Annotated in this window: 14 protein-coding genes and 1 pseudogene; 4 read left to right on the top strand and 11 right to left on the bottom strand. The window is 39.8% G+C overall.

All coding sequences use genetic code 11. The annotated features are described in order from the left end of the window. The first annotated feature begins 313 nt into the window (after positions 1–313). Positions 314–1480 (top strand): hypothetical protein, encoded by a 1167-nt coding sequence (locus HMPREF2794_RS19795; RefSeq protein WP_070752355.1) that lies wholly within the window; start codon positions 314–316, stop codon positions 1478–1480. A gap of 343 nt (positions 1481–1823) precedes the next feature. Here the strand turns inward: HMPREF2794_RS19795 and HMPREF2794_RS19790 are convergent, their stop codons facing one another. From HMPREF2794_RS19790 to HMPREF2794_RS19745, 11 genes and pseudogenes are all read right to left on the bottom strand, one after another. Continuing rightward, a complete protein-coding gene (locus HMPREF2794_RS19790) occupies positions 1824–2741 on the bottom strand; it encodes a BACON domain-containing protein (protein WP_070752353.1) in 918 nt (305 codons plus the stop codon). A gap of 26 nt (positions 2742–2767) precedes the next feature. Further along, positions 2768–4018 carry a DUF4302 domain-containing protein gene (locus tag HMPREF2794_RS19785; protein ID WP_070752351.1) on the bottom strand — a complete coding sequence of 417 codons (1251 nt, stop codon included), beginning with the start codon at positions 4016–4018 and terminating at the stop codon, positions 2768–2770. A 24-nt stretch (positions 4019–4042) separates the two neighbouring features. Then, complete coding sequence (locus tag HMPREF2794_RS19780; RefSeq protein ID WP_168166617.1) at positions 4043–4804, bottom strand: substrate import-associated zinc metallohydrolase lipoprotein; 762 nt, start codon at positions 4802–4804, stop codon at positions 4043–4045. A gap of 36 nt (positions 4805–4840) precedes the next feature. Continuing rightward, the gene (locus HMPREF2794_RS29640) at positions 4841–5035 is read right to left on the bottom strand and encodes a hypothetical protein (RefSeq protein ID WP_055269482.1); all 195 of its coding nucleotides are present in this window, start codon (positions 5033–5035) and stop codon (positions 4841–4843) included. Between the two features lie 57 nt (positions 5036–5092). Then, positions 5093–6331 carry a RagB/SusD family nutrient uptake outer membrane protein gene (locus HMPREF2794_RS19775; RefSeq protein ID WP_240052941.1) on the bottom strand — a complete coding sequence of 413 codons (1239 nt, stop codon included), beginning with the start codon at positions 6329–6331 and terminating at the stop codon, positions 5093–5095. 15 nt (positions 6332–6346) lie between these two features. Then, the gene (locus tag HMPREF2794_RS19770) at positions 6347–9466 is read right to left on the bottom strand and encodes a SusC/RagA family TonB-linked outer membrane protein (protein WP_256375863.1); all 3120 of its coding nucleotides are present in this window, start codon (positions 9464–9466) and stop codon (positions 6347–6349) included. A 767-nt stretch (positions 9467–10233) separates the two neighbouring features. Beyond that, positions 10234–11289: a BACON domain-containing protein gene (locus HMPREF2794_RS19765; protein WP_070752346.1), complete on the bottom strand. Its 1056-nt coding sequence runs from the start codon at positions 11287–11289 to the stop codon at positions 10234–10236. 10 nt (positions 11290–11299) lie between these two features. Then, positions 11300–12529: a DUF4302 domain-containing protein gene (locus tag HMPREF2794_RS19760; protein ID WP_055269479.1), complete on the bottom strand. Its 1230-nt coding sequence runs from the start codon at positions 12527–12529 to the stop codon at positions 11300–11302. 4 nt (positions 12530–12533) lie between these two features. Then, entirely contained in the window at positions 12534–13412 is an 879-nt protein-coding gene (locus HMPREF2794_RS19755) for a zinc-binding metallopeptidase (protein WP_070752344.1), read from the bottom strand. A 15-nt stretch (positions 13413–13427) separates the two neighbouring features. Further along, on the bottom strand, positions 13428–14999 hold the full coding sequence (locus HMPREF2794_RS19750; protein ID WP_055269477.1) for a RagB/SusD family nutrient uptake outer membrane protein: 1572 nt from the start codon (positions 14997–14999) through the stop codon (positions 13428–13430). A gap of 13 nt (positions 15000–15012) precedes the next feature. Then, positions 15013–18123, bottom strand: a pseudogene (locus HMPREF2794_RS19745) (SusC/RagA family TonB-linked outer membrane protein); the annotation flags it as partial. A gap of 381 nt (positions 18124–18504) precedes the next feature. Here HMPREF2794_RS19745 and HMPREF2794_RS19740 point away from each other — a divergent pair. From HMPREF2794_RS19740 to HMPREF2794_RS19730, 3 genes are all read left to right on the top strand, one after another. Continuing rightward, positions 18505–21816, top strand: a complete 3312-nt coding sequence (locus HMPREF2794_RS19740; RefSeq protein ID WP_070752340.1) for a SusC/RagA family TonB-linked outer membrane protein — start codon at positions 18505–18507, stop codon at positions 21814–21816. Between the two features lie 33 nt (positions 21817–21849). Further along, a complete protein-coding gene (locus tag HMPREF2794_RS19735) occupies positions 21850–23421 on the top strand; it encodes a RagB/SusD family nutrient uptake outer membrane protein (RefSeq protein WP_070752338.1) in 1572 nt (523 codons plus the stop codon). Between the two features lie 48 nt (positions 23422–23469). Continuing rightward, the coding region (locus tag HMPREF2794_RS19730) for a substrate import-associated zinc metallohydrolase lipoprotein (protein ID WP_246839619.1) at positions 23470–23833 on the top strand (364 nt) is incomplete at its 3' end.

Below are 23833 nucleotides of genomic sequence, written 5' to 3'. Positions count from 1 at the left end.
TGTATTTGGAATGCGTTGGATTTGAGTTGCCTTCATGTATGTAAATACAGACAAATACCAATTTTTGGCGACAAACTAAATCTGATTATCAATCAGTTAATAAATTTACCCCTATACTCCATCCGAGATTATTAATATAATATACTTTATCAAGAATAATACTTTAGTAAAGTTAACAGCTGATATTTTTATTGTTACCTCTAAATATACGTCCAAATTACATGTCATAAAACATACGAAACAAATATACATTCCCGATAATTATGATTATATTTAAGGTAATAATCTTTTCTTAAATTTAAATCATAACATCATGAAAACAAAAACATTTTTATTAACTCTATGCTCTGTATTTATAATATGGAGTTGTGAACAGGATTCATCTTTGTCCTCATTAGGAGGAAACTCAAAATTAGAAAATGAAATAGCCGATAAAGCACTAGTTGCAAATTCAGGCAGTACTTCTAACTCTAGAGACATTCTATATCACATTCATTTCGATAATGCTACAGGACGATTTATTCTAATTTACCTCCCTAGTGATGCCTATGCACTTCTATTTGGAGGTACTTCAGGTGGTGAGCCTGGTGGAAGCGGGAACAGTAATAAAGGAACAGGTACCATCGCCTTTCCCTTACCTGCAGAATCTACTCCGCCAACAGAGCAAACTCTGAATTATATATTAGACATTTATGTTACTGGTGAAAACAAAATATTATATCCTCCCCTTCTCCTACCATATTACCACAATGCTACTGGAATGCCTATCAGATTCGAAACAGGTGAAGAGGAGCAAACGGAACAGTACTTTGACAGAAATCAGTATTCAGATATTTTTTATAATGCGAAAAGGTCTGATTTTGTAATTATGAAAAGCGAACTGGAGAGGGCTGATAAAATAAAGTATTCAAATGACAAATTGGTAATTTCCAATCCTGCAGAAGGCCAAGAAGAAACAACAGAAAGCACCGTTTTCTACATCATCAAAGATGACAAAATGTATTTCCATATAGATCCTTCTTCAGCTATCTTCACAAAAGGTGTATTAGAAGTTGATAAGGGTACTTTTCATATTGTAACTTATAAAACAGAGTGGACAAAACCTGTCTGTAGTGGAGGTTTTTATATTATTCCAATAGTAACATATAGAATTAACGTTACTCTCAAACTAGTCAAAGGCGATCCTTTTGTTAATTCTGGGACAGATGATAGCATAGCCTTACCGGTTTCCAAACTCTACAATATTCTTGTATCAGGACAAAGCATTCAAATAATGCCATTAGAAAACAATAATTACTTTCAAATCGATGACGAGGATTCCAGAACTTTTTTGAATTCCGCATATTACATAAACCAAGATGGAACCATTTCCATACTAAATTCAAATGGCATACAAATTGCCAAATATCCAAGTTATTATGCATTAATAAAAATAGAAGAGGAAAATAAAGTCTTAGATATAGGAGGTATACCACTATAGAAAATATTGCTACAATAAACGTTTTAAGCCATGCATGCAAGACCATACTTATACGTATAATTATAAGTTTAACTATATAATATAAAAACAGAGACAGGAGTAAATCACTTTGCCCCTGTCTCTTTAAGAGTCGAATTTATGGAAAGTCTCACTCCGTATAAGTCGTATTTCTTGTTTCAGAATTATAATACATACTTATATCGGAACGTCGTTAAGGTGTCATTTACACAAAACCAAGTTGTCATAAACTGCATAATAAGCAGCAGCCGTTAAACCAGAAGGAGTAGCAGAAGTAAAAGCAACCACTCCCATACCTATAGTCACTTTACCAGACCAACTACCATCATCTCCAAACGGAAGAGATAATGCAATCTTCTGCCACATCAAAAGAACTGGAGTAAGTATAACTAGTATCCCAGGAAAAATAGCCATCCTCAGAGGAGAAAATACCAAAGAGATAATAAACAGCATATTGTCCCATTGCAGTTCCATTCGCTATTTTATAAGTTCCGTTAGCGTATGTACATTGGAATACAGGATTTGGTGCATTAGCATAAGGCGCTTTAAACTTAAGCTCAAATTTATTATTGCCAAGGTCTGCAATTTCTACTTGCTCGGTAGTAGAAACTCCTTTAGAGTTCAGAAAATCAGCCGTCCATGTTCCTGCAAATTCATATTGAGCAATTGTCAGGGTAACCTTTCTTTCGCCGCTTGTTATGATAACATTGGCCGCACGGGGCACTTCCGTTTCATTAGCCGTAAGATTGAAAGTCACCTTTCCTGCTTCGTCTATACAGCTTAGCCAGGAAGTAGCATAGGACGGAATGTTAATGGCATAAGACGATGAACTATCTATAGTAATATATGATGAATTCACACCATTGTCATTAACGATTTTCAAGGTTGATGTATCAATAGTACAGGCAAGTCCTTCCTGATAAACAGCTACCAAAGAAGTCAAGACACCGTCACTCACAGTTATTGTACCCGCACGGCTCTCTATTGAAGTATTCTCTGCAACTTTGGCAGCGATTACACCACCAGACACACTGACTGTGCACCAATCGACAGATGATGTTGCCTGTAACCCATTATTGCTTTTTATCTCAATGTTTCCTGTGCCACCACTTGATGTGAAATATAAATCGGCTTTCGTTACATTCAATGTTTCGGGTGCAGTATACGTATAGTCGTCATCGCCACACGAAGTTAAGCAAAGAAGGCCCATTAACAGGAAGAATAAACTATATAATTTCTTCATAATTTACTTACTTTTTCATGTTTCCACTAATCTTGTTTTACCAATACTGGTCCAATTATTCTTTCGATTGATCCAACAGCATTTCCATTTACAGGCGGCAGCCCACTGAAAGCATATACAATGAATGAATCAGATTCCCCCCATACACCATTATCGACGAAAGAAATAGTCAATGGATCGTCTGTACTATTTACGCCCATCATGCCGAATCCTTCCATCCAGTTCAAATTTCCACTAGAAGTATTCCATGCACACAACTGTGCATAGTAACCATACGCCATACCTACAGATTGAGCTTTGATGGAAAGCGTACCTATTGAACGCGCATATTCCGCCTGAACTCTGGAAAGACTATAAAAGCCGGTAAGTGTATAAATCTTTCTATCAGCATTTGCAGTCACCGTAACCGTCCTAGTTCCCATTTTATAGGTACCAACCAGTTGATCGTAGAAACGATAGCCTCCAGGATAAAAAGCTTCGAGTTTGGCGTCTACACCTGCATCCGCACAAACAAATGAAACGCTTGCAACATCAGACTTAAAAGCAGACATCGCTACTCCGTTTATAATTATCGGTTCATACAATTTAATACCTTCATCAGTATATAAAAAAGGAATTTCCACCTTAGGGTCACGCTCGTCTGCACCATTATAAGTAAGAGTAAACACATTATAATCTTGCACAACCGACCCGACTTCTTTTCCGTTCACCATTAATTTGAACGTTCCCAGAAAAATAGCGTCCTGATTTGCAAGAACACCTTCCAAATAACTAGTCCATGTCCGCTCTTTTGGCATCGGGGTAAGCGTAATCATATTCCGCGTTTTTGTTCCGCTCATCACCACTTTATCCGGAGCAGCACTCATGATAGTAAACTCAAAATCACCTCCCAAGCCACCAACAGGTTCACTGAGCAGATGCATTATATCATTATAACTATCGAATGTAAGCGCAGGGCCTGCACTCTGTTTCAACGTATAGAGACTCGTTACAGACTTATCAGCATCAGCAAGTTCATCGGCTATGGTCGCACTTCCGTTTTCATCGAATGAAACCAGCAGGTTGTATCCTCCAAAAGCCTGATTATTGCCCGGATAGTATTGCATAAGCCAGCCGTTCTCCGGTGCAACAAGTATCTCCTTATAACTTTTCAACGCTTCACTCATACGATTAGCTGAAGAGTCATTGAAAAAGTTCTCTTCTTCATGCAGCGAGCAGGCACCCAATAGTAAAAGTGTCAGCAAACCAATCATAGTATATATCTTCTGTTTTCTCATAATGTTTCTTATTAATTACGTTGCTTAATCCAGTGCAGTCAATTCCAAATCCGGCACTTCTTCCATACGTCGTTGAACAATCTGCTCCAGTTTCTCAATATCAATCTCCCACTTCGTTTTCAAATAGTTTTTGATCAAAGCATATTTCCGAAGCATCTTCTCCGCACCGTCTTCACCGGCAAGAGTCAGCATTCTTTCCCAATATTCTTTACCATAAACGACATAGAAAGATAGTATCTCAACAAAGTCCTCACCCGGTTCCGAAGAAGCATAGGCGCTGATGAAACCCATTTCGAGCGCTTCCGTATCACGGCCATTCTCATAATCGCCTACATTCACCCTGCTAGGACCCTGATAATCGGTAGAAATCGTATTGAGATCCGTCGAATAATTCTTGGTTTGCTGGAGGATATGACCAAACTCATGATACATGGTCTTAATATAATAGAATCTGATAACAGACATATCAGGTTTCTTAAGATCAAGCAAATTCACCTTGTTAAAGAAAATCTTCATACCACCTTCGGCAGTACCCAACACCTCAGAACTGTCTTCCTTGTACTCTGCCGAACCGATCAGCTGAATCATACGAGGAGAATATTGACGCAAAAAATCCCGTCCCATCAGTTCATTATATGCATCTACCCACAGGTCAAACTCATTCTGCGTAGTCTTATCCACGCCATCGGGGAAAATACTTTTGTGATCGAGATCTGTATCGTTGTTGCAGGAAACGAACGAAACGAGAGCTGCGACAGCTATTACTAAATAATATATCTTATTCATATTCATGCTCTTTTTTAATTTCGTTAATAGTTCGTATTACTTACGCGGATTTCCCGGAACACCGGCAGAAATTACATCCTGCGGAAGTTGCCATGCACGACGCAGGTCATCTTTAGTCAGAACATCCGGCGTTTCACCATCGCGGTTGTGCGAAATCTCAATACCATAGCGCTTGATGTCAAGCCAACGCAATCCTTCGTGCACAGTCTCAACACGACGTAAATGCAGCACACATTGTATCAGATTCTCCTGATCGCCATCTTCAACACTGATACCTACAGGATTCAGTTACTTCTTAATTGTACGCTGGCCCATATTCTCAGGAACAGTAGGCATATAAGCTATTTTGGAATAGAAGTCAACCAGATCAGTACGACTTTTCGCCTGATACGTCACGGTGTGGTTTTTCAGCCAGTAATTGATATCTCGCACTCCGGCATCCAGATTTCCATTTAAGATATAAGCCTTAGCACGGCAAAGCGATATTTCGTCTGTGGTAAACATTGGAACTACCAAGTGAAGAGACCCGATACCGGCTGCCTTATCACCGTATTCGAAATAAGCATTCATCTTCGGCACAAACGACTTCTGAGACAATCCGAACTGTTTTCCTACCGTACACAAATTAGAATAGGTACCCCATGACCCGGCAGCCTGTGGCCCTTCTCTAGCAAAAAGCGTATTCGCATTACCATAGCGTCTGTTACGTCCTGAATAAGGTCCGTGTGCATAACCCCATACTGACAGAATCGGACTAAGCAGTAAGTTGGCAGGATCACCTTCTCCAAGCACTACATTGGCACAGTTTATGGCTTTCGTGTAATTGGACTTATCAGCATGTGTATAGAACAGATAAAAACGGGTTGCGAAAGGATAAGCGGCTTTCCGGTTGAAATGATATTTAGGTACAGTATAAATATCTTCATTGATAAGCGGCAGCGCTTCTACAAGGTCTTTTTCAATATTTGCATAAAGTTCGGCCATCGTACCACGATCCGGTAATTCCATAGGTTTCGTTTCCGATACAAATACATATGGAACTCCTACATCTGTTTTTGCAGTCTGCGGATTATAAGGCATACAGAAGGTATTAGCCAATACAAAATGGCAAAAAGCACGGCAAACCAGCGCTTCGCCCCTTTGCGCATCCAGGCTGGCAGGACTTCCCAACTCTTCAATGGCCTGCAAGGCAATGTTCGCAGAAGCAATAGCGCTATAACATCCCTCCCAGATACCCTTAGGATCGTCATCATCTATTTCATTCACATCTTCCCAACGATACATCTGGGTAATTGACTTCCAGTAAGGATCATAGTTGGAGCCATTATCCATCGTATTGTCCGAAGCAAGCTCATAAGACATGATGGGATAGGTCTGCGGATAAGCTGACACCAGTATCGCAGTAATCTTTTTCTCATTATTCACCTCTGTACGGCTATCCGGCATTTTATCCAGAAAATCGTTGCAGGAAGAAAGTGCGATTGTCACTCCTATAACGGCGGTATATAATAGATTTATTTTCTTCATAATTTTCTAATTGCTTTAAAGTCCGACACGTAATGTTAAAGTAAACTGCTTAGACATAGGGGCTGCCACACCACCGGCGTTAAAGAATTCAGGGTCCTGACCGTTCAGTTTTTTATCCGCATAAATCAGGAAAAGATTGGTAGCCTGCAATTTCAACGAAAGGTTATTCAACTTCCATGGCTCTATCCACTTTTTCGGAAAATCATATCCGAATGATATCTCTTTCATACGGATAAAGTCACCCTTCGCAACACGTGCTGTTGAATAATTGTAGGCATTGTAAGCATAGTTAAGCTGAGAATCCTGTTGGTTCAACCGCTTATCTGCAATCACCGGAATACTGGTATGTTGCTCGTCACCCGGCAATGTCCAACGATTCTTAAATTCACGAGGCATAGATGTCAAGTCCGTATATGTGTTCTTAAATACCGGATCGAGACGAACCACATTACCAAATGAATAAGTGATGGACAAATTCAGATTAAAACCTTTATAACGGAAGGTGTTATCGAAGCTACCCGTAATAGTAGGATCTGTAGGTTCTTCGTAAACCAGATGAGCTTTCTTCATCGTTTTCTGGAAGTTGAGGCCACTGACGGTCAACTCACCGTTTTCGTTGATGAAAGTGGGTAAACCGTACTCGTTCAATCCCTGAAAATCAATGGAGAACAAAGAACGAACCGGATAGCCTGCCATCGTAAATCCAGTACCTGTAATCATTTCAATCACCCGGGCATTGGACTGAAGGTCGGTCACTTCATTCTTCGCATGCGAGAAGATGAAGTCGGTGTTCCAACTGAAATCTTTCGTTCTGATGTTCTTAGTAGACAACGTCAATTCCACACCATGACTCTTCATGCTTGCTACATTAGCAAACTTGGTTATCTTGACACCTGTACCGGCAGAATTAACCAATCCGATCAAATCATAGTTGTCACGTTTGTACCAGTCGATTGCGAAGTTAATACGGTTGTCTATAAATCCGATTTCAGCTCCGATATTCAACTCATGCTTCTTCTCGTAAGTCAGAGCACTATTTTCTACATCTTTAAGAAGAAGTCCGCTCTCCTTCACATTCGTGAAAGGACGCCACGGGTTATAACTCTGAATGATAACAAGTGAGTTTGACACGTCAGCCGGACCACGATCGGCTGTCAGCAAATAAGAAGCCTTCAATGTAAAGTTAGAAAGCGTAGGCTCCAAAGTCTGACAGAATTTTTCTTCATGGGCATTCCACGCACCGGAGATATTCCATGTCGGCAACCAACGGGCGCTGGTCGATCTACCCAGTTTATTGGTTCCCTCATAACGCACCGTACCGCTTAGCATATATCGTCTCTGGTAGGAGTAAGTAGCTGTACCAAAGAAAGCAACCGAACGTGTAGAGGTAGACTTCACTGTATAATATTGGGCATTCTCTTCACTTCCCTGTTTAAAGAAAAGATAGTCATAAGCCGCCAGCATACCCATATCGTACTGCATACCGGCTCCATTATACCACGTTTCCGAGCGGTCAACAGAGTTTGCTTCCATACCTCCGAAGAAGTTGAAAATATGATCTTCATTGTATACATCATTGTAACTACCCGTGGCACGGAAGTCCCAGCTATTCATAGAGTATTTGGTTTCTTTAAAGAACCCTCCTACGGGAAGTACGCTTACCGGTAACGAGTTTGCTTTATCCGGGTCTGTATAAAGCCATGGATTAGCGTCACGCATCGTCGCATCATCCATTGCACGGTACGCCCATGCCTGATTGGAGTAATCCTTGATATAGTGCGACTGAGTAGTTGTAGAATACTTATAAGCTCCCAAAACAGCTAATTCCACCTTTGAAATCGGTCGGTATTTCAGTTCTGCCTGAAACTTACTGTCAAGCACATTCAAGTCCATATAATTGTTCACCAACTCATTCGTGATATTAAACGGAGCGTAGTTTCTGACATAATATTCAAGCGTACGGGAAGTATTCAATGCATATGAATAAGGATTGATATCAAAATCACGTTTCACCTCACCGCTAACCACATCAATGCCCGATCCTAATGTTCCAGGCGCTTTCTGTTTACGATAAGCCGCATTCCCAATCAGATTCAATTCAAACTTTTTACTCAAATGATAGAATGCGTTCACATTTGCCGTATAACACTGCACAGAACTTTGCCTGGTCCACCCCGGATCATTCATAAAGCTAAGTGAAGCATAATACGATGCCTTTTCTGTACCTGTAGACAGGCTGACTGCATGATTCTGCATTACATTCGTATTGAACAGTTCGTCAAACCAGTCCGTATTACGGTATTCGGCTTCACGTAGGTAAGCATTGCGTGCTTCTTCCGTATTGAGCAATCCATAGCCACCTGTAACTGGGTTATAATCATTAATTAAGTGATACATTTTCCCATATACACCACTGTTGGCTGCCCGGAAAGTACCAGCAAGAGTCAGATAGCCATTGGCCTCCATCTCTTTATAAACACCCATTTGTTCCTGAGAATTCATAATGTTGAAGTCATTGTATTTAGGCTCCATACGCATCGTAAATTCACCGGTATAGTTAATACGACTTGTTCCCGCTTTACCTTTTTTAGTGGTTACTACAATCACACCAGCCATGGCACGCGTACCATAGATAGAGGTTGCCGAACCATCTTTCAGAATCTGACAGCTCTCAATATCATCAGAGTTCAATCCCGCAACAGCAGAGGATATCAAAGTTTCGGCATTACCGGAAGATAATGCATCAGCACTGATTTCCGTCACATCTTCCATGATGACCCCACCTACGACCCACAACGGCTTTGAGCTACCGTAAATGGAAGTAGCTCCACGAACGCGAATCTTCGGAGCAGTACCGAACGTACCGGATACATTCTGCACAGACACACCGGCAGAGCGTCCTTCCAATGCACGGCTAATTTCTGGCATTCCGTCGATCTTAACATTAGCTGCCGCTAACTGATCCGCTGCTCCTGTAAAGAGACGTTTGTCCATCTTCTGCATACCTGTTACAACAACTTCCTGCAAAACTTCTGCATCCGGTTTCAATATCACTCGCAAAGGAGTAGATTTAATAGCAACCTCCTGAGTCCGCATACCAATATAACTGATTTGCAGAGTTCTGCAAGAACTTATTGGTAGAAACCCATTTTAATTTACATCATCATTATATCTTTCCTCACACTGCCACTTATACTTCAAGAAAACACAGACTTTACACTCTATTAATTTTCAAACATTTAGGAGATGCCAACAGCATTCTTCCAACAATAAGAATACCAAGTTTCTTCACTTTCCCATAAAAGTGAGCCCGCAATTTAAGTACTTTGGGAGCACAAACATTCCCAAATCATCGATCCAAAGGTATAAAAGCTACCGTAACATTCACCTGTTACTCGTTTATATCACATTGGCTGCTCTTTCCCCTGTCATCCATTAATAGAAAAGTTGTTTTCCTTCCGATACTAACTTCCTTTTCCCTAATAACAAAGTGGTTCTTACATAAAACCAATCTATAATTGCAAGCTTCATTTATAAAAATGAAAGCTTTGTTTTTATAATTGAAGCTTGCAATTATAAAAACGGAACTTGCGTTTATAGATTACATTAAATAAAAAACAAGTTTAGCATTAAAGAAAAACAAGTTATCCTCTAATGAAATGGAACTTATCAAGCGTTCTGTGACAGGAGAAAGACTATTCCCGTACACTCAAATTAAAATACTTATATTCTGCCCATTTGTCTCCAGCAGAGAAAATACCCATTCCCAACATTAAAATACAGTAAGATTCTGAGGTAAATCTGCTAAACTAACAAGAGTTGCCTCCCCGAAGAAAGCAACTCTTATTAATTAATGAATAGCTAAGCTCAATCAGCTATCCATGTATGTTTGATATCTTATATTATTGGACAACCTTTTGCATTAAAAGAACAGGGAAATCGATAGAATATCCCGTATAATTATTAGCCGTAGGTACTCTATTCTTAAACAATCCCAGAATTGGATAGACATCGGACCCATAAGCCAGTCCTATTCGCCCATTAGACAATAATGTGGGAGCAATTAAAATAGATGCCTGCAAATATAGTCCATCATCCGATTTAGCTATAATAGAACCATACCCAGCCGATATCTGATAAGCTTGCTGCTGTGGAGTCGTTATAACGAATGCGCCATTTCGATAAGTGGCAGTCATCTTTAAGACTGCACCCAACAAATTCAACATCGGCAACTGTATCAAATAGGTCCCATCACCAGTTACACTACTAGTAATTAAAGTGTTATCTTCAAGCGGAAGAGCACCATCAAGGCCAAAAACATCCGAATAGACTTGAATAGCTCCTGCATATTGCCCCAACAGATCATCTATACCATATTGATAGAAATAATAGTCTACCGAAGTGCTACCGGATGAAATAGTAGCCTTACCCAAACGTGCACTCCCGGTATCATTTGCCGTACCGGTAAATACATAGCCACCCTCAGCATTTGTGTATGAGAGCCAATCCTGAGCATCAGAATTAATGGACACAGATACCGGCAAAGTACTGGTGAAATTTATGGTTCTTGAAAAAGCTACATTCTCAGAATAACGATAGAAGGTATCTGAAGCATATTTAGCAATTACCCCAGATTGAGTAATGCTGACTCTCTTCATCTCTCCACCCAATTTCACAGTTATTGCAGCAGCTCTTGTAACAAGATCATTATTTAAAGCAACATTAAATGTGATCTTATCACTTGTCACACTTTTAATACTGCACCACTCCATATTAGATAAGACTTCCAAATTATCATTTCCATTTTCTAACGTTATAAAGCCCTCTCCCCCCGCTGCACTAAAATCAACAGTGGACTGCACAATATTCAATGAAGCAACTTCAACAGCGTCGTCGTCACTACAAGCTGATACCCCAATACAGAGTATAGCCAACAAAGTATACAATATCTTATTCATAATCACCGATTTACTGTTTTATCATTCCTACTACATAAGCAATTTGGAATATAGATGATCCAGAGGCTAAATCATAAGCAATGAAAGAGTCAGCCACATTTCCCCATACTCCATTATCTTTTAGTAAAATGCTACCATTTGACAAGTTTTGCCCTACCATACCTGTCCCTGACATATTAGTCAAAGGACCAGAACCTGATGCGCCAAGAGCCCAAGGGCATAAATACACACTACCTTCCAAAGGCTGTGACTCTATGCCTATAACTCCTTTATCTGCTTTGAAAACAATCCGGATGTCCATCGGAAAGCCTTCCATTATAAAACTATGATTAAATAATTCCTCCCGAAGAAGTACAGGAGCCGAATCATTTCCGTCACCATATACAAAGATATATTCTCCCAAGAGTTCCTCATACTTTTTGTAACCAGCCGGAAGCTCCTGCGCTACAATACGGATATTATTATTAGCATAAGCCATCGTTTCACTGTCCCAAACCAAAGATTGCACATCTTGTCCGCCGATCGTCACAGGTTCGGAGAATTTGATACCTTCCACTGTATATACAAAAGGAAGATCCTTCTCACTGCCATCTTTATTGACTAATACAAACTTATGATATCGTTGCGTCACAGCATACTCAACATTCTCTCCAACTTTGACATCATACAAAGCAGGATAAGCCTCTTTAGCTATTTGCTTCACAGTTCCCATATAGTGTGCCCATTCCTCATTCTCCGGCAATGGGGTCATTAGCATTTTATTACCTGTTTTCTTACCTTTAAGTACGACTTTCTCAGGCGTACATTCCAGAATCAAGAATTCATAATCGCCTTCCATCCCCTCGCCTTGTTCGCCTATACCCAAATAATTGGAAGGTTCAGAAAAGAAATGAAAGATTTCATTGTAAGTATCAAAAGTCAGCATTACACCGGCACTTTGCTTTACTTCATATTCACTTTTTACTCCTTCGCCATCCGCAAAGAAATCACACATCACATTCGCTTTCCCATCTTCACCGAAAGAAACCAAGAATGTATATCCACCATACATCTTTGTCGGAGAAGGATAATATTCCATTACCCATCCGTTCTTTGCTCCACGCAACACGGACAAATCTTGCTTAATAGCCTCATCTATTCGTTCAGCCGCTGATTTATCAAACAAATCGTCTTCCTCCGGGGAACATGCCGCAAAAGCCAGCAGAGCCAATAAAAACCAAATACTATATATTTTTCTCATAACTCTAATCATTTAAGTTTGTCAAATCCAGTCTCACCACCTCAGAAGAACGGCGTTGTACAATATCACGCAGACTTTCCAAATCAATATTCCAGGTTTCTGTCATATAAGATTTGGCTAGTTCCAGTTTCTGATCGATATAAGAAGCACCGTCACCTGCAATACTCAGTTGCTGTTGCCACCAGGCCTCATCATGAGTAACATAATTAGCTACGGTTTCTGCAAAATCTTCATGAACTTCAGTACTTGCATAATTTGTTATAAACCCTCTTTTCAAGGCTTTCTCATCCGTAATATTTACCCAACCTGCTCCTGTATATCTTCCTGTTGAGACTTCATAGAATTCTTTAGGAAACTCAACGGTCTGATGCAGAATGTGAGTAAATTCATGATGCATGGTCTTGAAGTACCAAAAGTTCAGAACTTCAATATCCGGGTTATGAGGATCAAGCGTATTTACATTATACAAAGTCACCTTCAATCCTCCTTCTGCCGTACCTAATGTAATCTGCCCCTCATCGTAAGCAGGAGAACCTACCAAATGAATCATTTTGGGACCAAGGGTACATATAAAAGTACGATCTCCCATTACTTCTGTATATGCATCAATCCATAAAAATTTAACCAATTTGGCCATGGCTACAGACTTATCATAATCCGCAGGAGTCAGGTTATAATCATGATCTGATTCTTTATCCTCCATACGGTATTTGAAGTCGATATTATAAGGATATACATAGTTGTTCAATAACCATATATCAAATTCATTTCTTTGTGGAGCCTCGGTGCTAAATACACTCTGATCATCCAAACTATCTTCACTACAGGAGCACACTCCATACGCGAAGAAGGCTGCTAACGCAATGTATTTTATATATTTCATACTTTCTATTTTTTACTAGTTTCTAGGATTAGCTTTCATTCCGGCATTAATCACATCCGGCGGCAACTGAATAGCGCGTCTTGGATCATCTTTAGTCAGAACAATGGGAACATTTCCAGCACGATTATGAGAGAATTCAATTCCATATCTCTTCAAATCATACCATCGAAGCCCTTCCTGCAGCCCCTCCAAACGACGCAATTGAAGTATTAACTGGATGAGATTCTCCTCTGTTCCAGCATTGACTGTAAAACCTTCAGGATTTAATTTCTTCTTCAAACTTCTGTCAGCAACAGTATTTACTAAAGCCGGTTCATATGGAAGAGCATCATAAAAACTGTTCAGAGCTTCAAGAGTTAAGTCAGCACCTTCATCCTCACTGATTACACTATGATACACAATCCAATTATTGATATCCTCCAAAGCTTTTTCGTAATTGTGCTGCGAACTCAATACATAGGCCTCTGCACGGCATAAAATAGTTTCATCTGTGGTAAAAGGAACAACAACTGTATGGGCATAACCAATATTATTCGCCTTATCTGTATATTCAAAGAATGTAGTAATTTTAGGGAACGGATTTTTTTGAAGAACTGATATGATAAAATTCGCCATCATCAATCCGCCTCTTACACTCCAAGGACCATAAGTATCTATTGTCTGATGTTTATAGATTTCTTGCCCATGACCATAACGCTTATATATATCCCAAGGACCAGTCACATATCCTGATTCCGAGAAGGCCGTAGAGATTAATAAGTTTGCAACTTTCTTTTCTGACGTATATTGTGAAACGACATCAGAGACTAAAGACAATTCTCCAAAATCTTCTTCCCAATGACGCAAGGAAGTTCCGGGATTATTTCCAATGACCCGGTCTGCACATTCTATTACCTGATCCCATTTCTGATAGTAAAGATAAAAACGCGCAGCGAATGCATTTGCCGCCTTTTTATTAAAATGGTACTTAAGCACACTATATGAAGCGTCACTAATTAATGGCAACCCTTCTTCAATATCGGCTGCTATCTGTTCGTAAGTTTGAGCTAATGTACCTCTCTCATAATTAACAAAAACTTCTTTCTCTGTCGTTTTGCAATAAGGAATTCCCAAATGCTGATCTGCAGTCTGGGGATTATAAGGCATACAGAAGATATTGGCTAGCAGAAAATGCGAATAAGCCCTGCATATTAATGCCTCACCACGCTGGGCCTTGACATTATCAGGATTACCCAGAGCATCCATACCTTCCAATGCCTGATTGGCAGAAGCAATAGCATTATAACATGCTTCCCACAGCCCATAAGGAGAATCATCGTCATTGCCTGTGGGATCTTCCCACAAATAGAGCTGCTCCTGCAATAACATATCATCAAACTGCGCTCCATTATCCATAACATTATCCGAAGACATTTCACCCATCAGCATAGGTAACTTTGTCGGATAAGCGGAAACCAACAGAGGAGCAAACTTATCAGCACCATCAATATCAATACGATTATCAGGCACCGTATCCAAAAAATCGCTACAGGACGCAAGCGCGAAAAGCGAAGTTATAAAGGTTAGTGTTATTATATTCTTTTTCATAATGCATATTCTATTAAATTCCTAATCTTAATGTCAAAGTAAACTGCTTAGGCATAGGTACGGCCACACCACCTGTATTAAAAAATTCGGGGTCCTGACCATTCAACTTATCATCCGAATAAATCAAAAATAAGTTTGTAGCCTGCAACTTTAATGAAGCGGTCGATAATCCTAAATGGCTCATCCATTGTTTCGGAAAATCATATGATAATGAAATTTCCTTCATTCTAATAAAGTCTCCTTTTGCTACACGTTCGGAGGAAAAATTATATGCATTATAAGCACGGCTTAAATGAGTATCTTGCGTATTCATACGCTTATCTGCTATAACCGGAATAGTTGTGTATTTTTCTTCACCAGAATTCACCCAGCGATTTTTAAACTCTTTGGGGGTAGCATCCAAGTCCGAATACTTATTGTGGAATGCCGGGTCAAGACGAACTACGTTTCCAAACGAATAAGTAATGAATACATTCAGTTTCAGACTCTTATAGATGAATATATTGCCAAAACTACCTGTAATCGTTGGATCTGTAGGTCCTTCATAAACCAGGTGTGACTTCTTATCACGCTCCTGAAATTCAATATCACTTGTAGTCAGCTCCCCATTCTCATTGATAAAAGTCGGAACACCTTCCTCGTTCAAACCTCTAAAATCCATAGAGAAAAGACCTCTAACCGGATATCCTTCCATGGCAAAACCATTGCCCGAAATCAATTCCATAACAGTAGAGTTAGATTGAAGATCCGTCACTTTATTTTTTGCTTTAGAGAAAATGAAGTCTGTATTCCACTTGAAGTCCTTACCAACAATATTGCGAGTAGACAAAGTAAACTCAACTCCATGAGATCTCATGCTGGCAAGATTAGCATACTTTGCAATCTGACCTCCTACGCCCTGAGTATTGGTAATGCCTATCAAATCGTAGTTATTACGTTTATACCAGTCTAAAGCGATATTAACACGGTTGTCCCAAAAACCTAAGTCGATTCCCAGATTCAATTCATGCTTTTTCTCATAAGTCAGGTTATTATTCTGAATTTCTTTAATCTGTAATCCGGATTCCTGTACCCCAGAACTAGGTCGCCACGGATTATAACTATTGATAATCACATAAGAATTACTGACGTTAGCAGGGCCTCTATCGGCAGTCAATGAATAGGAGGCTTTTAATGTAGCATGAGAAAGTGTAGGTTGCAACCCTTCAAACCATTTTTCCTCATGCGCATTCCATGCACCGGAAATATTCCATGTTGGCAACCAACGTGCAGAACGACTTTTACCCAGTTTATTAGAACCTTCATAACGGAGAGTACCATTCAATGTATATTTCCCCTGATAAGAATAAGTGGCAGTTCCAAAAAAGGCTATTTCACGAGAGCGGGTCTCATCGATAGTATAATAAGCTGTGTTTTCTTCATTCCCTTGTTTAAAGTAAAGATAATCATAAGCTGCCAATGTTCCCATCCCATATTGTGTTCCCACACCATTAAACCACGTTTTACTACGATCCGTAGCGTTCAACTCCATACCAGCAAATATATTTAAGATGTGATCTTCGTTAAAAACATCATTGTAACTTGCAGTTCCACGAAAATCGTAGCTGTTCATACCATATTTTGTTTCACGATAAAAACCTCCTACCGGCAGAACTGATTCCGGCAAAGTATTTATTTTATCCGGATCAGTATACAACCACGGATTAGCTTTTTGCATGGTTGCATCATCCATCGCTCTGTATGCCCATGCCTGGTTAGAGTAGTCTTTTACATAATGGTTTTGTGTAGTAGTAGAATATTTATAGGCACCTAAAGCTGAAAGCTCCAACTTTTTAATGGGTTTCCATTTCAGTTCCCCCTGAAACTTCAAATCAACTACATGCAAATCCATATAATTATTATCCAGTTCATTAAATATATTGAATGGTGCATAATTACGTACATAATATTCATTAGGGTCCAATGTACGCGAACTGTTCAATGCATAAGAATATGGATTAATATCAAAATCACGCTTTACCTCTCCGTTCACAGGGTCAGATTGCGAGCCCAAGGTTCCCGGCGCCTCCTGTTTACGATAAGAGGCATTACCTATCAGATTCAATGAGACCTGCTTGGAAATATTATATAAAGCATTGACGTTTGCTGTGTATCTTGACACCTTACTTCTTTTACTCCATCCCGGATCACTCATAACACTCAATGAAGTATAGTACGATGCCTTTTCTGTACCCGTCGACATACTGACAGCATGATTTTGAGAGATGCTATTACTAAATAACAAATCAAACCAATCTGTATTATTATATTCGGCCTGCTGTAAAAACCCGTTTCGTGCCTCGAGCGTATTTTCCAACCCGAAAATTCCGCTCGTCGCATCATATTGATTAATCAAATGATACATTTTTCCATATACACCACTTTTAGAAGCGCGATATAAATCAGAAAAATTCAGATAGCCTGCCGCCTCTAAATCTCGATACACGCTCATTTGCTCTTGAGAGTTCATAATATTGAAATTACTATAGCTCGGCTTCATGCGCATAGTAAACTCTCCGGTATAATTAATCTTATTTGTGCCAGATTTTCCTTTCTTGGTTGTAACAACGATTACCCCTGCCATCGCACGTGCACCATATATAGAGGTAGCAGAACCATCTTTCAATATCTGGAAGCTTTCGATATCATCCGCATTCAAACCCGCAATAGCAGAACTAATCAAAGTTTGCGCATCTCCGGAAGAAAGTTGATCTGCACCTACTTCTGTCACATCTTCCATGATTACGCCATCTACTACCCACAGAGGCTTGGAACTACCATAGATAGAGGTAGCACCACGAACACGAATTTTAGGAGCTGTACCAAATGTACCGGAGACATTCTGTACGCTTACGCCAGCAGCACGCCCCTCAAGCGCACGACTAACGTCAGCCAAACCATCCATTTTTGCATTCTCTGCAGATATTTTCGTAGCCGCTCCTGTAAAGAGACGTTTATCCATCTTCTGCATACCGGTCACTACAACTTCTTCCAAGACCTCGGCATCAGGTTTTAATATGATTCTTATTGTTCCAGATTTAATAGGAATTTCCTGTGTTTTCATTCCAATGTAGCTAACTTTCAAAGTTCTAGAAGAACTTTATATATTTCACCCTTTCGATATAACAAATAAATATGTACATACTGTGTAATAAACGTTTTTTATACAAATTGTCCGGAAATAGTATATTTTTTCTATCATTGACAGTCTTAAACAATTAATAATAGACGAATAAAGTGACATATTGATAATATTACCGCTTGTTATTCCAATAAAATATGAATAAAATTGCCTTAATGATATATCTTTATACATAAACTAGAATCACTGCTATCAATATGAATATACAAGTAATTTCAAATATTTTTTGATATATTGTTTTGCGTTTATAAATATATGCTTATATTTGTAAAATCGCACTTATAAAATAAGCGGATTATTAATTATTAATAATAAAGCGTGTTTATGAAAAGAAAATTAATGCTGTTATTGGCCTGCCTGCTGGCAAGCATAGGCCTAGTGATTGCCCAAACACCTAAAAAGGTGACAGGTGTCGTCATTTCTGAGGAAGATGATCAGCCTGTTGTGGGAGCATCCGTGTTAGTGAAAGGTACAACGATGGGAACAGTTACCGATATTGATGGTAAGTTCACCATAGATAAAGTACCAAGTTCTTCTAGAACTTTGAAAATATCATTTATTGGTATGCAAACCCAAGAGGTCGCTATCAAACCTGATCTGATGAAAATTGTTATGAAAGCAGATTCGGAAGTGCTTGAGGAAGTTGTTGTTACCGGTATGACAAAAGTAGATAAACGTCTCTTCACGGGTGCAGCTGCCAACTTAACCGCAGATAATGTAAAGTTAGACGGACTTCCCGAAATCAGCCGTGGACTTGAAGGCCGTGCAGCCGGAGTATCTGTACAGAATGTTTCCGGTACATTTGGTACCGCTCCCAAAATTCGTGTCCGTGGTGCTACCTCCATCTACGGTAGCTCCAAACCCCTATGGGTAGTAGATGGCGTAATCATGGAAGATGTTGTAGACGTTAGTGCCGATCAACTTTCGTCAGGAGATGCCACTACACTAATCAGTTCTGCCATTGCAGGACTAAACTCGGACGATATTGAAAGCTTTCAGATATTAAAAGACGGTTCAGCCACCTCAATCTATGGCGCACGCGCTATGGCAGGTGTGATCGTAGTCACCACTAAAAAAGGGAAGGCAGGAATGAATCGCATCAGCTACACTGGAGAATTCACCTACCGCATGAAACCCCATTATTCAGAATTCAACATTATGAATTCGCAAGACCAGATGGCTGTTTATCAAGAAATGCAACAGAAAGGATGGCTTACTTACGCCGATCTGGCTAATGCCAGTGAAAGCGGTGTATACGGGAAAATGTATCAGAAAATATCTAATAGTACATTGCTGAATACAGAAGCTAGTCGTAACGCTTATCTCCGTGATGCAGAATATCGTAATACAAACTGGTTTGACGAGCTCTTCCAAAGCAACGTAATGCAAACACACTCAGTCAGCATTACTTCTGGTAATGAGAAAGCAAATTACTATGCTTCTCTTAGTGCATTGGTCGATCCGGGATGGTCACGTCAAAGTGAAGTAAATCGTTACACAGCCAACCTGAATGCTACTTACAATGTCCTAAAAAACCTATCGATGAACTTAATTTCCAGTGCTTCTTATCGCAAACAGCGGGCACCGGGAACACTCTCATCAGAAATCGATGCCGTGAACGGAGAAGTAAAACGTGACTTTGACATCAACCCATATTCTTATGCACTAAACACTTCACGCGCACTTGATCCGACAGAAATCTACACACGTAATTATGCTGATTTCAATATTTTCAATGAATTGGAAAACAATTACCTGGACATCAATGTAGTTGACTTGAAATTTCAAGGAGAAATGAAATGGAAACCCGTCAAAGGACTGGAACTGGCAGCTTTGGGAGCAGTGAAATATCAGGCCACCTCACAGGAGCACACCATCACTGATTATTCCAATCAAGCGCTGGCTTATCGTGCAATGCCCACTACACATATACGTGATAATAACCCTTTCCTTTATACAGATCCGGACAATCCGTATGCAGTCCCCATTACAGTATTGCCACAAGGGGGTATCTACGAGCGTACCGACTACCGAATGTTGGCTTATGACTTCCGTGCATCAGCTGCTTATAACACAGTATTTAATGAAATTCATATCATGAACCTCTATGGTGGTATGGAAGTCAATTCTATTGACCGCCGTAAAACATGGAACCGTGGCTGGGGTATGCAATATACAATGGGGGAAATACCTTTTTACGCATATGAAGTATTCAAAAAGAGTAAAGAAGAAAACTCAGATTATTTCACGATGGATAACACCCATGCACGCGATGTCGCATTTTTCGCTAACGGTACCTATTCTTATAAAGGACGTTATACACTTAATGGAACAATTCGATACGAAGGTTCCAATAAACTAGGGCGAAGCACTTCTTCCCGCTGGTTACCTACATGGAATGTGTCTGGCGCATGGAATGCACATGAAGAAGAGTTCTTTAAAGCACTACAACCAGCCATGTCCCACCTCACACTAAAGGCATCATATAGCCTTACTGCAGACCGTGGACCAAGCAATGTAACCAACTCACGCGTAGTTATTAGTTCCCGAAACCCATGGCGTCCATCAAGCGGTGTTACAGAATCAGCTCTCTATATCAAGAACCTTGAAAACGGTGCATTAACCTACGAAAAAAAGCATGAGCTTAATATTGGTGCTGACCTCGGTTTCCTTGATAACCGCATCAATGTAACTGCCGACTGGTATAAACGTAATAACTATGATTTAATAGGTATTATCACAACACAAGGCCTAGGTGGAGAAATCGAAAAATATGGAAACGTAGCTTCCATGAAATCCAGTGGATTTGAGCTCTCTATTTCTACCCGAAATATTGTGACCAAAGATTTCACCTGGTCTACAGATTTCATCTACTCACACAACAAAAATGAAGTCACCGAATTGCAGGGCGGAAAAAAACGTATTATTGATCTCGTTTCCGGTAATGGATTTGCTGTTGAAGGCTATCCTGTACGTTCCATTTTTTCTATTCCTTTTATGGGACTAAATGAAGAAGGACTTCCCACCTTCCAAGATCAGAATGGAAACATCAGTATATCTGATATATACTTCCAAGATCGTGAACATACAGACTTTCTTCAATATTCCGGTTCAGCAGACCCGACAGATATTGGTAGTTTAGGTAATACATTTACCTACAAAAACTTCCGTCTGAACCTGTTCATTACATATTCGTTTGGAAACGTAATTCGCCTTGACCCGGTATTCAAGAAAAAATATACTGACCTTACCGCCATGCCAAAAGAATTTCGTAACCGCTGGGTAGTACCAGGCGATGAGAAATATACTGATATACCTGTAATTGCCAGTGTACGTCAAGAGAAGAATGACCGCAATCTATCTGTGGCATACAACTCTTATAACTATTCAACGGCACGTATAGCAAAAGGTGACTTTATCCGTATGAAGGAAATCTCTCTAGCATACGACTTTCCTAAAGATTTGATAAGCAAATGGAACTTAGCCAACCTTTCACTAAAACTACAGGCTACCAACCTCTTCCTGCTTTATGCCGACAAGAAGCTGAACGGACAAGACCCAGAATTCTTTAACACCGGTGGTGTAGCAGCTCCCGTACCTAAACAATTCACGCTGACATTGAGAGTTGGATTTTAATAGATAGATTGCTGTAAAAAAACAAAAAAAGTTATGAAAAAAAGAAATATATTACTGACATTTTTAGCTGTGGCAGGTATACTGACCGCTACTTCGTGCAAAGATTACTTGGACGAAATGCCTGATAACCGTGCCGAACTGGACAGCGAATCAAAAATCATCAGTTTATTAGTATCTGCCTATCCGGAAACTGACTATATTTTCTGTACGGAACTAGGAACAGATAACGTGGATGATTTCGGAGAATCAAATCCCTATGGCGACCGTTTTATGGAACAGATTTACAATTGGCAGGTGATTACTGAAGCAGACAACGAAGACCCTTCCCGGATCTGGGAAGGCTGCTACAATGCTATAGCTGTAGCCAATCAAGCACTGGCGTCTATCGCTGAGATGGAAGAAACGTCAGCCTTAAAAGCGGCAAAAGGCGAAGCATTAATATGCCGTGCCTATTCTCACTTCATCCTCGTCAACACATTTGCTCAGCATTACACAAAAGCAAATGCCGCAACAGATTTGGGAATTACTTACATGGAGGTACCTGAAACAGAACTTGACCCGAAATATGAACGCAACACTGTAGCTGAAGTATACGAGAAGATAGAAAAAGACTTAAAAGAAGGCTTGCCACTAATTAGTGATGAAATCTATACTGTACCTAAATATCACTTTAATATGAAAGCAGCTTACGCCTTTGCTACTCGTTTCTATCTTTATTATCAAAGATGGCAAGACGCAATAGACTGTGCAACAAAAGCACTTGGTTCTTCACCTGCCGGACAACTTCGTGACTATGCCGCACTAGATGCACTACCTAAAGATCCATTCAGTAAAGTATGCGAACAATATGTAAGTGCAAACGTGAAAGCTAATTATCTATTGCAAACTGCATATTCTCAACTCGGATTAGTATTTACTTCTTATTATACTGGGTCTCGCTATGCACACGGAGCATATTTAGCACAAACAGAAACCCTTATGAGCCGTGGCCCATGGGGACCGTTTGCAAATAAAGTGTATAAATTCTATCCTTGGGCATCCACTGGAACCAATTTTGACAAAACACTAGTACCTCGTTTTCCATATTTGATAGAATATACTGACCCTGTAGCGCAAACCGGATATGCGAGAACTGTTTATGCAGCCTTTACTGCTGAAGAAACACTGTTGGCACGCGCCGAAGCATATATCTTGCTCAAGGAATATGATAAAGCACTGGCAGATCTTCAAACATGGGTAAATAATACAATCAATGGTCCGTATACACTTACGAAAGAGGCTATAGAGAACTGGGTAGCTAGCTATGAGTATTATACACCTAATGCACCTACACCTAAGAAAAAACTAAATCCAGAATTTACTATTGAAGAGGGACAACAAGAGGCATATTTACAATTTTTGCTTTACGCCCGGCGTTACGAAACACTATTCACTGGACTACGTTGGTTTGACATAAAACGTTACGGCATCGAAATCTACCGTCGTACAATGCAAAGCGGGAAACCTGTCACCATTGGAGATATGTTGAAAGTACGTGATAACCGTTGTGCATTACAAATCCCTACTGATGTTATCTCTGCCGGTATTACCCCAAACCCAAGATAAAAGATTCAGTATTGAAATAATGTATTACATCTAAAAGAAGTAAAGACAATGAAGAAAAATAAAATTTATATTTTTATAGTTGTGCTGTTTGCCGCACTCTTCGTATCCTGTTCAGAAGATGACTTGAACAGTGAGAGCGTTATTACTGAAGCACAGCGCGTTGAAAACGATTTCGATCGTTGGATTGTAAAACACTATGTAACTCCTTATAACATAGACTTTAAATATCGCATGGAAGATATTGAGTCCGATCGTGACTATAATTTAATTCCTGCTGACTACACAAAATCTGTACAACTTGCTAAATTAGTTGAGTTCCTCTGTCTCAATGTTTATGACGAGGTAACAGGAAGTAAAGAATTTATCCGTGATTATTTCCCCAAAATGATTCATTTGGTAGGTTCTCCTGCTT

This window comes from Bacteroides sp. HMSC067B03, from assembly GCF_001811315.1.
GTDB classification, from domain to species: Bacteria; Bacteroidota; Bacteroidia; order Bacteroidales; family Bacteroidaceae; genus Bacteroides; species Bacteroides faecis.
The sequence above is the reverse complement of the archived record's forward strand: the minus strand, read 5'-3'. Positions and strand labels throughout refer to the sequence as shown.

Bases quoted from the DNA above. Each gene is read 5' to 3' on its own strand.
- HMPREF2794_RS19795 (WP_070752355.1), top strand. From the start codon at position 314: ATGAAAACAAAAACATTTTTATTAACTCTATGCTCTGTATTTATAATA.
- HMPREF2794_RS19790 (WP_070752353.1), bottom strand. From the start codon at position 2,741: ATGAAGAAATTATATAGTTTATTCTTCCTGTTAATGGGCCTTCTTTGC.
- HMPREF2794_RS19785 (WP_070752351.1), bottom strand. From the start codon at position 4,018: ATGAGAAAACAGAAGATATATACTATGATTGGTTTGCTGACACTTTTA.
- HMPREF2794_RS19780 (WP_168166617.1), bottom strand. From the start codon at position 4,804: ATGAATAAGATATATTATTTAGTAATAGCTGTCGCAGCTCTCGTTTCG.
- HMPREF2794_RS19775 (WP_240052941.1), bottom strand. From the start codon at position 6,331: ATGAAGAAAATAAATCTATTATATACCGCCGTTATAGGAGTGACAATC.
- HMPREF2794_RS19765 (WP_070752346.1), bottom strand. From the start codon at position 11,289: ATGAATAAGATATTGTATACTTTGTTGGCTATACTCTGTATTGGGGTA.
- HMPREF2794_RS19760 (WP_055269479.1), bottom strand. From the start codon at position 12,529: ATGAGAAAAATATATAGTATTTGGTTTTTATTGGCTCTGCTGGCTTTT.
- HMPREF2794_RS19755 (WP_070752344.1), bottom strand. From the start codon at position 13,412: ATGAAATATATAAAATACATTGCGTTAGCAGCCTTCTTCGCGTATGGA.
- HMPREF2794_RS19750 (WP_055269477.1), bottom strand. From the start codon at position 14,999: ATGAAAAAGAATATAATAACACTAACCTTTATAACTTCGCTTTTCGCG.
- HMPREF2794_RS19740 (WP_070752340.1), top strand. From the start codon at position 18,505: ATGAAAAGAAAATTAATGCTGTTATTGGCCTGCCTGCTGGCAAGCATA.
- HMPREF2794_RS19735 (WP_070752338.1), top strand. From the start codon at position 21,850: ATGAAAAAAAGAAATATATTACTGACATTTTTAGCTGTGGCAGGTATA.